This is a genomic window from Methylophaga sp., from assembly GCF_965655755.1.
Classification (GTDB): domain Bacteria; phylum Pseudomonadota; class Gammaproteobacteria; order Nitrosococcales; family Methylophagaceae; genus Methylophaga.
The window spans coordinates 15,131-27,675 of sequence record NZ_CBFHHW010000021.1 but is presented as its reverse complement, the minus strand read 5'-3'; the positions used below and the strand labels follow the sequence as shown (position 1 = coordinate 27,675).

The 12,545-nt window shown below is 40.3% G+C and carries 10 protein-coding genes and 1 pseudogene; 8 read left to right on the top strand and 3 right to left on the bottom strand.

All coding sequences use genetic code 11. The features are described 5' to 3' along the window. Positions 1 to 756: 756 nt before the first annotated feature. A complete protein-coding gene (locus ACTF5U_RS08260; protein WP_438971155.1) occupies positions 757 to 1,068 on the bottom strand; it encodes a response regulator in 312 nt (103 codons plus the stop codon). Between the two features lie 356 nt (positions 1,069 to 1,424). On the opposite strand from ACTF5U_RS08260, the gene ACTF5U_RS08255 reads away from it, so the two are divergent. From ACTF5U_RS08255 to ACTF5U_RS08245, 3 genes are all read left to right on the top strand, one after another. Continuing rightward, on the top strand, positions 1,425 to 2,312 hold the full coding sequence (locus ACTF5U_RS08255) for a PhnD/SsuA/transferrin family substrate-binding protein (RefSeq protein ID WP_438971170.1): 888 nt from the start codon (positions 1,425 to 1,427) through the stop codon (positions 2,310 to 2,312). A 10-nt stretch (positions 2,313 to 2,322) separates the two neighbouring features. Continuing rightward, the gene (locus ACTF5U_RS08250; protein ID WP_438971154.1) at positions 2,323 to 3,747 is read left to right on the top strand and encodes a sensor histidine kinase; all 1,425 of its coding nucleotides are present in this window, start codon (positions 2,323 to 2,325) and stop codon (positions 3,745 to 3,747) included. Positions 3,748 to 3,858: 111 nt separating this feature from the next. Next, positions 3,859 to 5,055, top strand: coding sequence for a diguanylate phosphodiesterase (locus tag ACTF5U_RS08245; RefSeq protein ID WP_438971153.1), 1,197 nt, complete (start codon positions 3,859 to 3,861; stop codon positions 5,053 to 5,055). 29 nt (positions 5,056 to 5,084) lie between these two features. Here ACTF5U_RS08245 and ACTF5U_RS08240 read toward each other — a convergent pair whose 3' ends face one another. Continuing rightward, a complete protein-coding gene (locus ACTF5U_RS08240; protein ID WP_438971152.1) occupies positions 5,085 to 8,378 on the bottom strand; it encodes an EAL domain-containing protein in 3,294 nt (1,097 codons plus the stop codon). Positions 8,379 to 8,704: 326 nt separating this feature from the next. Between ACTF5U_RS08240 and ACTF5U_RS08235 the strand changes: the two genes are divergently transcribed. From ACTF5U_RS08235 to ACTF5U_RS08215, 5 genes and pseudogenes are all read left to right on the top strand, one after another. Further along, positions 8,705 to 9,730 (top strand): ABC transporter substrate-binding protein, encoded by a 1,026-nt coding sequence (locus tag ACTF5U_RS08235; protein WP_438971151.1) that lies wholly within the window; start codon positions 8,705 to 8,707, stop codon positions 9,728 to 9,730. A gap of 174 nt (positions 9,731 to 9,904) precedes the next feature. Further along, positions 9,905 to 10,360: pseudogene (locus tag ACTF5U_RS08230) on the top strand (hypothetical protein); the annotation flags it as partial. A 45-nt stretch (positions 10,361 to 10,405) separates the two neighbouring features. Further along, positions 10,406 to 11,029 carry a GGDEF domain-containing protein gene (locus ACTF5U_RS08225; protein WP_438971169.1) on the top strand — a complete coding sequence of 208 codons (624 nt, stop codon included), beginning with the start codon at positions 10,406 to 10,408 and terminating at the stop codon, positions 11,027 to 11,029. A 64-nt stretch (positions 11,030 to 11,093) separates the two neighbouring features. Further along, on the top strand, positions 11,094 to 11,360 hold the full coding sequence (locus ACTF5U_RS08220; protein WP_438971150.1) for a hypothetical protein: 267 nt from the start codon (positions 11,094 to 11,096) through the stop codon (positions 11,358 to 11,360). Then, positions 11,354 to 11,797 (top strand): hypothetical protein, encoded by a 444-nt coding sequence (locus ACTF5U_RS08215; RefSeq protein WP_438971149.1) that lies wholly within the window; start codon positions 11,354 to 11,356, stop codon positions 11,795 to 11,797. Before ACTF5U_RS08220 ends, ACTF5U_RS08215 begins: the two co-directional genes overlap by 7 nt. A gap of 99 nt (positions 11,798 to 11,896) precedes the next feature. Here the strand turns inward: ACTF5U_RS08215 and ACTF5U_RS08210 are convergent, their stop codons facing one another. Continuing rightward, complete coding sequence (locus tag ACTF5U_RS08210; protein WP_438971148.1) at positions 11,897 to 12,529, bottom strand: response regulator; 633 nt, start codon at positions 12,527 to 12,529, stop codon at positions 11,897 to 11,899. Between the last annotated feature and the right edge of the window lie 16 nt (positions 12,530 to 12,545).

Sequence of the window (12,545 nt, the reverse complement as noted above, 5' to 3'; positions counted from 1 at the left end):
GTCATTGAGCTTCTGCTAGATAATGACTTGTAATAAAGCTCTTGTTCGCTCCGATGATTACTCAATTCATACTGCTAGATAAGTATCAATCAATCCATTGGTATTATGAGCATGAAAATTTACAAGATTACTGACCTTTCAAAGCCTTCGAAATCACATCTAGGCCTAGAGGTCAGTAATTTGGTTTTACGTTAGGGAATGAATAGGACAAAGATAGTATTAGCAAGGAATAAGTTAGTGTGAATGGATTAGGACTATGGAACTATGTGTATGTATTCAGAGCTAACCGAAGCCCCGTAACAACTATAATTACAGTGGGAATCTCCAAACATCATGCTCTTCACTATGAGGCTTGTAATGGAATTTATAGAGCTTTTCCAAGCCTTTGAGCCAGACTAAATGTTCTTGGGGAAACCCCTGTCTCTCTCCATTTCTGGTATCAGTGAACAACTCATGAAAGTATGCTCCGCACGCCTCTGAACCCCAAACCTGTTTCAGCTTGATAGCGATATGAGGGTAACGTAATCCAAGTTCTTTAAATCTCGTCGACTCTAGAAGCTCTTTCATATAAACTCCACTTATTCTTTACTTTTATACCAAAATACAACAAACTAATGAAGAACTCAAGCCACTGAAATAAAGAGGCTTTCCTGGGTCTTCCAGGCTGAGATACAGACGATTTTCAGCGTGAAAAATGTGAGTTGTACATTATTGTACTTTAACAATGTGATTATGGAATGATGTCAACCGTCCAATTTATTCCATCCTTGTCAGACACTTTGCAGCATTAACAGCCAGAATAAGACTGAAGAGACCACTTCGGTCAACCGGCTTGCAAATAACGGTTGTGTTTTCGGGCACGCAATAAAACCTGGACACATCATCTTGGCTGAGGGCAGTCATCGCAGCCAGTGCCAGCCTCTCATTTGCACTGTTGTCTAATGCATACCTCAAAAGCTCATCGCCTGGACAATCTGGCATGTTCAAATCACAGATCAGTAAGTCATAACTGTTGGATTGAACTTTTACTTGGGCCTCAGCAGCGTGCTGGCAACAGTCTACCTGCAAAGTGGGTGAGGAATCGTCTCAAGCTGTGCACTCAGAAGTTTAAGCGTCGGCATGTCATCATCAACTACGAGCACATTCACCGTGTTTTCGCTCATCTTCACTCCTGAATTTCATCAATTTATTGCTGCGTTTTTTAGCAATTGTGGCGTTACAAAAAGACATGTGATTGCTCAGTAAGTTATTGAAGCGTGGAGACTCCATATTTCAGCGCATGTATTTGCACTCGCCTTAGTGCACAGTGCTTAGCAAAAAGCCACAGACTACAGAAACCCTTCTGCTTACCTGAGGATACAGTCCTAAATTACTTTCACAAAACTGCTACAAATAATATCATTCGTTTATTAATAAACGAAATTATGGAGACGTTTGTGTGTACTTCACCTTCTCACTTTCCCATCAAGGCTGCACTTTTTCTGTTACTTGGGTTTATCAACACAAATAGTTTTGCTGACATTAATTTAAAATTTGGCGTCTACACAGCAGACAAACCAACATCAGTAGTCAATCAATTCAGACCGATTCTGAATGACATTGAGAAAGCGCTGTCCATAGAAATGAGACAGCCCGTCACGATAAGCATGTCTGTGGCAAAAGACTATGAGACGGGTATCAATGATCTCGTTCAGGGAAAAGTTGATTTTGCCAGGTTTGGTCCCGCATCTTACACACTCGCGCATACTCAGAATTCTGATTTAGAAATACTTGCCGTAGAGAAAGTTGAGGACAAGACAGTTTTTTATGGCGTGATATGCGTACACAGTGATAGCGACATACATAATGTCAGTGACCTGGTCGGCAGAACTTTTGCTTTTGGTGATTCGCAATCAACTATCGGCCGCTATCTGGCACAAAAATATCTTTCTGAACATAAAGTTTACAGTCATAGCCTGTCACACTATGACTACTTGGAGCGCCATGATCGCGTTGGCAACGCCGTTGCGATGGGTAAATTTGACGCTGGTGCACTCAAAGAAAGCACATTTGAAAAGTTAGTAAAGCAGGGAAAACCTATCAGGGAGATAGCCAGGTTCGAAAATGTAACTAAACCGTGGATTGCCAGAAGTGGGCTATCTGTTATTACCATTGAGAAACTTAGAAAAGCTCTCCTGTCACAAGAAAACACAAGCTCGCTAAATAAACTGGGGGCAACGGGCTTCACCGAGGCGGATCAACTTGCTTTTGAGAAGATCAAAGAGGCAATAGCCAACAACAATCTTTTCTTCGCAAATTCGACACAACAGTAAAACACAACTGATGTCTCTCAAGAAAAAGTTCTTTCTGTTTTTTGCTGTAATCTTTTCTGTAAATGCTTTGTTTGCGGTTCTCTATTTTAAGCAATCACTGGAAGAACAGTTAAAAAATATCACTTCTGATTCAATGGAGCGGTCCTTGAGAGGGTTCAGTAGCGGCATCGTAGATGATCTGATTGTTGAAGATGTTGCTAAGTTGGAGACTTTTGTAAAAAAAGCTGCAGCTCTGGACTCCAATATCATCAACATCACAGTCACTGAAGAGTCTGGTAAGGCCCTTGCCTCTTGGGACAAACCGATTTCCCATACAGAAGCTAGCAGGTTTGAGAAACATCAATATGAAGTTGTTCATCAAGGTGAGCTTTTTGGTAGGGTCATCATCACTTATGACCTGACGACACCTCAAAAAAGTATCTCAAATCGGATAACTACATGGACTTTAGCTTTAATTACACTATTAATTTTTACCACTCTTTTGATGTGGGTAGTATTTGAAAATTACCTGCTTAAGCCCTTGCTACATATCAATCAGTGCATTAAAGATTTATCGAGCAATAAAAAGCTGGATTTCAGTAGATTTGGAAACCAAACAGATGAATTGAGATCGATCATGGGGAGTCTTCTTAGACACCAAGAACTATTGCATGAAAAATCAACTTACCAAAAGCGGTTAATTATAGAAAGAGATAAGTTTGAGTCGGCTAGCCAGGCAAAAACAGAATTTGTATCAAGCATAAGCCATGAATTGAGGACACCGCTTAACGCCATTACCGGTTTTTCAGAACTGATCTCGATGAAAACTGAAACACAATCTAAAGTTCACAGATATGCCAACGAGATATACATTTCTGCAAAACATCTCACCTCTCTGATAAATGATGTGTTGGACTTGGCAAAAGTCGAGTCTGGCAAGCTAGAAATAAATTATGAAAAAATCGACTTCGATCAACAGCTACAAGCCTCTATATCAATACTTCAACCTCTGGCCAGTGAAAAATCAATTCGTATCGTCACCAGTAGTTTTAACACAAAGACAGAGGTTTTGGCCGATAGCCTGAAATTACGTCAGGTTCTCATCAACCTGATAGGAAACGCTATCAAGTTTAGCCCTCCTAAAAGCCCAGTACATATTCTCACGACTTCAGATGCGGGACTACTGAGAGTGGAAATACATGATCAGGGTATCGGTATCAGTGACCAAGACCAAAAGCGCGTTTTTGAGAGCTTCACGAAGGTAGGTGATTCTGAGTTACATCAGGGTACCGGACTTGGTCTTGCGCTGTCGAAAGCGCTGGTTACAAAAATGGGGGGAGAGATTGGCGTTATCAGTGCTCTGGCTGAAGGCTCTACTTTCTGGTTTAACATTCCACTTTGTGAATACAACTCTAATGGAGCAGAACTGACCTCTGAGCTGCCCGACGACCTCTAGTTAAATTGTATTTTTGTTTTATCCACTAGTTATTTGATATATATTTAATACATCTCAGTCAAAATACTCCGTTGTGGAGACCGAAGTTAAACTCAGCCTAGGATTATTCAATTGCAACTCTTTCAACTAATTTACAAAAGCAAAAAGAGAGAAAACTTTCCTTCTGAGTTTATCCCGAAATTTACTCAAAAATTATGCTCTAGGAATGAAGCTAAAGGCATAACAGGAATACTACTCTTTGATGGGGAGTATTTCTTACAGGTACTAGAAGGCGACCAGAAACAGGTTATGTCCTTAATGTCTCAGATCGAAGCTGACGAGCGTCATAACGAAATCACGGTCATTCTGAAAGAGCCAATTCCCAAAAGAGAGCATCGAGACTGGGGAATGAAGCTTATTTTAACAAGTAAGAATCTAATCAACCCCCTTACTCAAGAGATAATCAAGATTACAGATTACTTAAGAACTGACAGGTCAGTTGATACCAGTAAAGCCTCTAAAATCATTCAAGCATTTACCAATGGTTTATGGACAAACTCGAATAGTAGTGAAGAGAGACAATCAGATAAACTTCTGGACAGTCAAATTATAGCATTACCAACAAAATTAGCTGCTGAAAAGCATTGTTTTGCATTTCAACCCATTTATGACGCATACAACGAACAGATTTGTTGCCTTGAGGGCTTAATTAGAGGAGATAATGGTGAGTCTCCAGCAGAAATCTTTTCAGGCCTGACAAAATCAGAAGTTTATACGCTGGATATGGAATCAAAATTTTCTGCCATCAACCATTTTTGCCGACAAGAATTTAATGGAATGCTTTCGCTTAATCTATTACCGGGCACACTTTTTGAAAATCAAAACGCAGTTTATAAATTAGTTGAGCACTGCCAGGGCCGTGGACTGGCTCCAGAAAGGCTTATCTTTGAAATAACTGAACAAGAGGCTTTCATTAACCTCGGTGATTTCATGCTCATAGTAGACCAGATACGTGCAACTGGTATCAAAGTCGCTATTGATGACTTTGGTTCAGGCTACGCAGGCCTCTCACTTTTATCAAAAATACAGCCACACATACTAAAAATCGATCGAAGTATAATAAGCAAGATTCATCTCTCAGGGCCGCAGCAGGCTATTGTTGAGGCTATGAAACACATTTCGGACAGGTTAGGTATTGAAGTAGTCGCAGAAGGAGTGGAAACCCTGAATGAGTTTGATTGGTTATTACAAAGGGGGATTCAATATTATCAAGGCTATTACTTTGCAAGCCCCATGAGTGGTAACTTTTCGGTCGTCGATAAAAACTAAGTCTTACCATTTCAAACAATCTTAGTGACTCAAAATGATTGGAGTTCTTTGAAACTCAGAGGTTGCGATAACGCATACCCTTGAAAACATTCCACCCCTATTGAGTTAAACCACTCTATTTCTTTTTGACTCTCAACAAATTGAACCACTGGAACAATCCTGAAGTCCCTACATAACCCCACCACAGCTTTAATGATCATTTCTGAGCGATGATCATGTAGCGAAAAGTCTGATAGACTCCGGTCGATTTTCACCAGGTCTACTGGGAGGTTTTGGAGCAAACTAAGTCCAACATTAGTGCAACCAAAGTCATCTAAGATAACCATAACTCCTAGAGCTCTGACCCTCTCTATAGCCATCAGAAGCTCTTCCCCCATATGACTCAATGAGTTTTCTTTCAACTCAACAAAAAGGCGGTTATCTTCACAAAGAAGCTTGGAACCATCACTAACCAGCTGTAAAAACTCTTTACTAAGCAGCGAGTGAACAGAGATATTGATCGAGCACTCTAGGGTTTTTCCAACTGAATTAAGTTGCCTCAAATATTTCATAACAAGCTCGAGTGCTCTTATATCTAATGCCTTAACTAAATTGACATCTACTGCATTGGTAATAAACTCTGACGCGTTCAGCTGCCCTTTCTCTCTATTATTCCAGCGTAGTAGAACTTCATAGGCAATGTGTTCACTATCTGTTGAAGACTCATTAAAAGGTTGAAAGACAACATCAAGCTCATCATTGGAGAGCGCAGACCTTATGTCATCATTAAGTTTTTCACTTGTTTGCCAGCGTTCTGCAATCTCATCATCATATATGACATAGTTACGGTTTTCTGACTCCTTGGCAGCATACATCGCACGGTCCGCGAACTTAATCAGTTCTTGTGCAGAATTAGCATCAGATGGATAGAATGCGGCCCCGATACTCGCATCAGGAATTACAGTTTTGCCATCAAGTTCCAGTGGCGTTCTAATAGCACCAATAATTTTGTTTAACAGTGCCTCTACTCTGTCGTGTGGACCTAAGCCAGGTAGCATGACAGTAAATTCGTCACCACCTAATCTTGCTACTGTATCTGCCTCCCTAACTGTATTCCTCAAGCAACTCGCGACATGTTTAAGATACACATCCCCCTGTTCATGACCCATTGAATCGTTAATGAGCTTGAACTTATCCAAGTCAACAAACAGCAAACACAAACTTTTGCTTTCACGATGGCAAATTTTGATTTGCTCACTGATGCGGTCATAAAACAGAGCTCTATTAGGCAGCCCTGTCAACTTGTCATAGTTTGCCCTCAGCAGCAGAGTATTCTGGACTTTCTTCAGTTCGGTTATATCAGAAAAAACAACAACAAAATAATCCTCTAACTCACGGACAAGTCTAATGCTCGCAAGTATAGGTATGCTTTGCCCGTTAAATGCTTTTATACTCAGCTCACCTCGCCATTTTCTGTGGCTAGGTAATGCTTTTAGTATCTGCTCCGACTTGTTTTTTTCACCTATTATTTCAAATAAATGATGTATATACATCGACTGATGATCTGAAAGGCCGGTCAGCTCGTGGAACCTATGATTACTTAAAATCACATTGCCAGAGGACGATAGCACCAGCATGGCTTCACTGGCACTTTCAAATGCAACCTTCGAGAGCCGCAATTGCTTTTCTGCCTTTATCTTTTTTTGCAATAATTTTTGAGTTTCTTTCTCTGAATCAATTGCCTTTGAGGCACTATGCTCAAGCTCTTTAGTCCTGAGCTTGAGCTCTTCTTCAAATCGCTCTCTAGAGTTGTTGATTAACCAAAAAACACTAAAAAGCATGAATAAAAGACTTGATTTGAGTATCAGACCATTTGATTGCTCAATGACATGGTTGGAATCAATAGCTTCAAACTTGGGGTACAGTTCTAATTTAAGCAAGCGACCCAGAGCCTTCAAGTCCCGAGATAACTTAGCGCCTGACTCAGAGAAGCCAAGTTCAGGAGAGTAGTAGATCTGACCAGAATTAACATCAATGAGCCTAAAATCAAACGACTTCAGCAGCATGTGTTTTGATGCCTGGTTGAAAACTTTTTGCGGTTTGACTGCAATCAAAACTAATCCTCTGAGTTGGTTTAAATTTTTTGAGTCAAACACCGCCTCGTATGCGACCATAACAGGAAGAGTTTGACCATCTTTTAACCTCATATTAAGTGGTTTTCTGAAAACTGCCTTTCTACTATTTACTGCTTCTAATATCGCTTCATTGGAAGACCGTGAGGAACTGGGGTCAAATGCATATGAGTCTTTATTGATCCATTCAGGGTGAATATACGTGACGGGGAAATAATACCTTCTTCTCAAAGCGACCCTATGTTGCCCTTCTTCTGCTAAATCTGATATTTGGATGGGCATACCAAGTCTTAGACTCATCTCATACTCGTATCGCTCTCTATTCTCCAGAGAAATTTTAGGTAACCATTCTGTTACAACAAAATCATCCTTTATGTCGGAGTAAGATAGAACAAAGTTCTTAAATTCTTCTTCCGATAGCCCTGGTTGTGTTGAAAGATAATTTGTAACTGACCTCTGATAGATCTCAAGCTCGTTGAAAAAGCTCACTAGCATCGCTTCCATCTCAACAGCTGCTAATTCCAGGGAGGTGTCGTATTCAGATTTAAAAACTTTATTATTCTGCCTTACACCGTTGCTGAGGAAGTACAGGCCTGAGACAGCAATAAGCACACTAGCGATTCTGACTTGAGTCGTTTTGTGACTATCTAAAAAAAATAAATAAGTAAGCGGAAAGCCTATTGCTATGCCAGCAAAGTTAGCTGCGAATGAAGACCACCAATGAGTTAAGGCAAACTCGTCACCCGCTCCAGAAAGAAAATTTGTGAGAGCTGGAGTCAAGCTGACCGTGATAAGAACAGTAATCAAGCCTACAGTCATGAAAAGAAAAGGCCTGATATGTGTCAGGTCAGTAGCTCTTTGATAAATGGGCTTGAGCATGAAATGTACCGCGAGAACCAATAAAAAAGGCTCTAAAGTTAATACCAGCGTATCTCCAGATAAAACAGGATCTGGACCGGCATACAGCACATAGGATAATGACGAAATAAACCACACCAGCAAGGTGAACCACACACCGCGGCTGAGAATAACTGCCAGCAATATGCCCGAATGGACGTTAATAGACGTTTGCACCCATTCAGAAGTCAAATGCTCACGACCAGCCAAGCTCATAATTAGTAGCGCAACAGCTAGTAAAGCTCTCCAGCACCAACTCCTCTCATTCGGTGTTGGCTTCCAGAATCTCAGGTTACGAACAACTACATCGTCCATACGAACAACAACGCCAGCTTGAAGTGATAGATATTTAATACCTTATTTCAACAAAAGATTCAAAAAAACAATTCTTTGATTGATTAAGATAACTGCTTTCATAACTTTCTGGCAAAGCAGGTGTTGCTGATAAACACTTTTATATCAGCGAATTAGAAATAACAAATTCCTGTTTGAAGACTTCTGTGAATAACCTTCCTCCCAAAATTTGCCTGTGTAATTTATTCCCTCCCTCAGAAAAAGCGCATAGAAATACGAATTAATGTATTGTTATTTGTAACTAATATAGACTAGAAATGAAGTAATTCTGATAATAAACTTATGAAGTGGTAACTTTTAATCATAAAATCGTATTTTTCCTGTGCTCAATAGCATTATTCCCGACTCTGGCAGGTGCAAACGAAAAAGTTACTGTCCAGTTGGAGTGGAAATTTCAGTTCCAATACGCTGGATTCATCGCTGCCAAAGAGAAGGGACTTTATAGCGCAGCTGGCCTTGACGTTGAGCTGCTTGAATATAAGGAAGGAGATAACACTCTCGATAAAATACTATCGGGTGAAGTCAACTATGGCATTCACAACTCAAGCCTAGTTGTCAGAGACGGAAAGATAGTACCGATCGTTTTGCTGGCAACATATCTTCAACAGTCACCATTAATATTCGTCACAAAGCCAGACATCAAAAACCCTGCTGAATTGATAGGAAAAAAGGTTATGGCCACTTCAGATGAGCTCTTGCACAGCTCATTGGCCTTGATGCTAAACCACTTTTTCATAACCAGCGAAAACACCCGTTTTTTAGAACACAGTTTTGATGCTTCCTCATTCATATCTGGAGAGGTCGATGCAATGTCGGCCTTTAGCACCAACCAACTCTTCGAACTTGAAAGAAAAAACATTCCTTTCAATATCCTTGATCCCGTCGAATATGGTTTTTTCATGGGCGCTGTCAACCTTTTCACATCACTAGAAGAGGCGAAAAACCACCCCAAAAGAGCAAGTAAATTCGTCAATGCAACCAATGAAGGTTGGCGCTATGCGTTAGCCAACAAAGAAGAAATAATCCAAATAATTCATGAAAAGTACTCTGACAGAAAATCAATCGAAGCCCTGAGCTACGAAGCGATAAAAACAGAATCGATGATGCTGACTGGTTTCTATCAGATTGGTGAAGTCAGTGAGGAGTTGGCAGTAAGAGCTTTTAGAAACCTGCAGAGAACTAATATCGTTTCAGATTCCGAAACTTATGAATTTCAGGCACTTGATGACATTCTCGATCAATCAGCAACGAATATAAAACTGACAACTGAGCAAAGACAGTACCTCTATGAAAAAGGTAGCCTCAGGTTGTGAATTGATCCAGACTGGATGCCTTACGAGAAGTTGAAAGATGGAAATCATATCGGTGTGACTGGAGAGATATTCCAGAAATTGATAATGCCTCAGATTCCAATTCCAATTGAGCTACATCCAACTGAAACATGGCTCGATTCTCTGCAGGCAGTTCAATGAAGAGAGTGTGATTTAGTATCTCTAATCGCTCCTACTGAGTCCCGTAAGAAATATCTTAGCTTCACCCCACCCTACATAAGCGTTCCAATTGTTATTGCAACCAGGAATGATGAACTATTTATCGAAGATCTATCCTCAGTCAAACAAAAACAACTTGGGGTCGTTGCCGGTTATGCCATCGTTGACGAATTATTGGAAAATTACCCTGGCATCAACCTCGTACAGGTAGAGTCAGTTTATGAAGGGTTAAAACAAGTTTATGAAGGAGAAATATTTGGATTCATAGATAACTTGGCGACTATTGCGTATCAAATTCGTGATAGCTTTACCGGTCAACTAAAAATCTCAGGTCAACTTGAAGAGAAAATTAGTTTGAGTATTGGAACGAGGAGCGACTCTCAAGAGCTGGGACAGATTTTCTCTAACGTAATTGACTTCATCAACCACAAACCTGAAAAACAGAAAATAATAAATGAGTGGATTTCAGTTAGAAATGAAATTGGTGTCGACTATCAAATGGTGAAGAATGTTTTACTGATATGCATAATCGTCTTTGTTGCATTTGCTTACCATTACAAAAAATTACACAGCATGAACACTAAACTTCATGCAAAGTCTATAACCGACCCTTTGACAGGCATTTTCAATCGTCTCCATGTTGAGACCGAACTCCACAATGCGCTCCAACAGCTACAACGATACCAGCGTAATACAGGAATAATAATCATCGATATTGATCACTTCAAAAGTATCAACGATAAATACGGCCACAACACAGGTGCTCAGGTACTTGTGACCTTTGCAAAGATACTACTTGAGAACTCACGCTCTACTGATATGGTTTGCCGCTGGGGCGGTGAGGAGTTTCTCATAATTTGTCCAGGCTTGGACGTGTCGGATTCACGCACATATGCTGATAAATTAATGAGTAAAGTAAGAGAAAGTTCATACCCAATTACTGAACCAGTGACAGCAAGCATGGGAGTAGCCTTGTTAAAACCGACTCAATCTGTATTTGATGCTGTTCATGAGGCTGACAAGGCTCTCTATCTTGCCAAAGCGAGTGGTCGCGATCAGATTTTTACTGCGGAAGATACCGCGAGCATGGCCAGTCCAAATCACAAAACTGAAATAATATGACCAATCAACGATTACATCTTAGGGGTCGGTCACCAAATACCTCTGTGTCGAGATAAATGATGACATGTTGGTTAAACACCTAACCGTGGTTTCATTCTTACTGGTTTTGACACCTGATGAGGTCAAATCCGAAAATTACATCCATGATTTGAGCTATACAATCTTGAGTGGTCAAAATGAAAAGCTGTCAGAAGGGAATAGCGTCATCGGCACTTTCGAATATTTCACCGCTTGCCCGTGGGGTGATTTATTTTTTTCCATGACACAAGACTTACCGAGAAAAATGGTGACGGCTATTACCTGGAATTACAACCAAGGCTTAGGTTGTTAAATCTTGCATCCTCCTCTACAACCTCCAACATATACTTGGCAGCACAGCTGGAAAAGTCCAAACATTCTCAGAATTATCTTGCTGGCCTCGGGCTCGACCTAAACATCAGCCATTTTGATTACTTCCAACTCAACTTCTATCATCGGGAAAATGAGAACTTATCCAGCAACTTCCAATTGACGCCTGTATGGTCTTTACCATTCATCATCGGTCAACAAAAATTACTTTTTGATGGTTTTATTGACTGGAGCTCGTCTTCATCTGATGCAGAATACAGTATCAACTTCACACCTCAGTTGAAATGGGATATCGGGCCTGCTATGGGCGTCAGCAAGCGACTGTATCTTGGGATTGAATATACCTACTGGAAAAATACATATAACTTGAACAACACTACGGAGAGTAATATCAAGTTTTTAATAAAGTTTCATAATTAAGCGCTCAGTTATCAGCTCAAGCGTTGCTGATGTTAACTTCAAGAAATGATTGAGTACACGGTGAAATCGACATATTCTCAGAAAACTTTAACATCCATTTCAAATAGCTTTTTTCTCAACTAATTTGCTAATCGAATCTCTTAGTGCAACAAATGAGATGGGCTTTTCAAAGATGTCCACTTTATCAGGGAGGATATATTGGTTCGCAACTTCATCAGCCCTCAGCGAGCTAACTACTAACACTTGCATATCTGGATCCAACTTGGATCTTATTTTCTGAAGCATTTGTGCGCCATCGATTCCTGGCATCAGAATGTCAGTAATTAATAAATCAAACCTTCTTCTCCCCATCAGAAGCAGAGCTTCAAATGGGTCACTGGAACATGTCACATCTACTTTAAGATCCCAACTTTCAATCTGAGCTTTGTACAAGGTAAGTATGTTTGTATCGTCGTCAACAATCAGTACTCTGACTTCGTCTCTTGGACTCGACTCAGGTAGTATCAGATGATGGTCTGTTGTTACTTCTCTTCCTTCCTCTGAGTGCTGTTTCTTCCTTCTGATTAGAGCTTTAAGATCAGCAGTTGGAATACGACGATGACCTCCATTGGTCTTGGTAAAATGAAGAATGCCTTCGTCACACCAAGTCTGAACTGTTTTCGTTGAAACTCCCATCAACTTTGCTACTTGAGATGTGGTGTAATTGTCTCTGAAGTCATTTATTGTTGTCATGTGAGTTTCTGCTCTG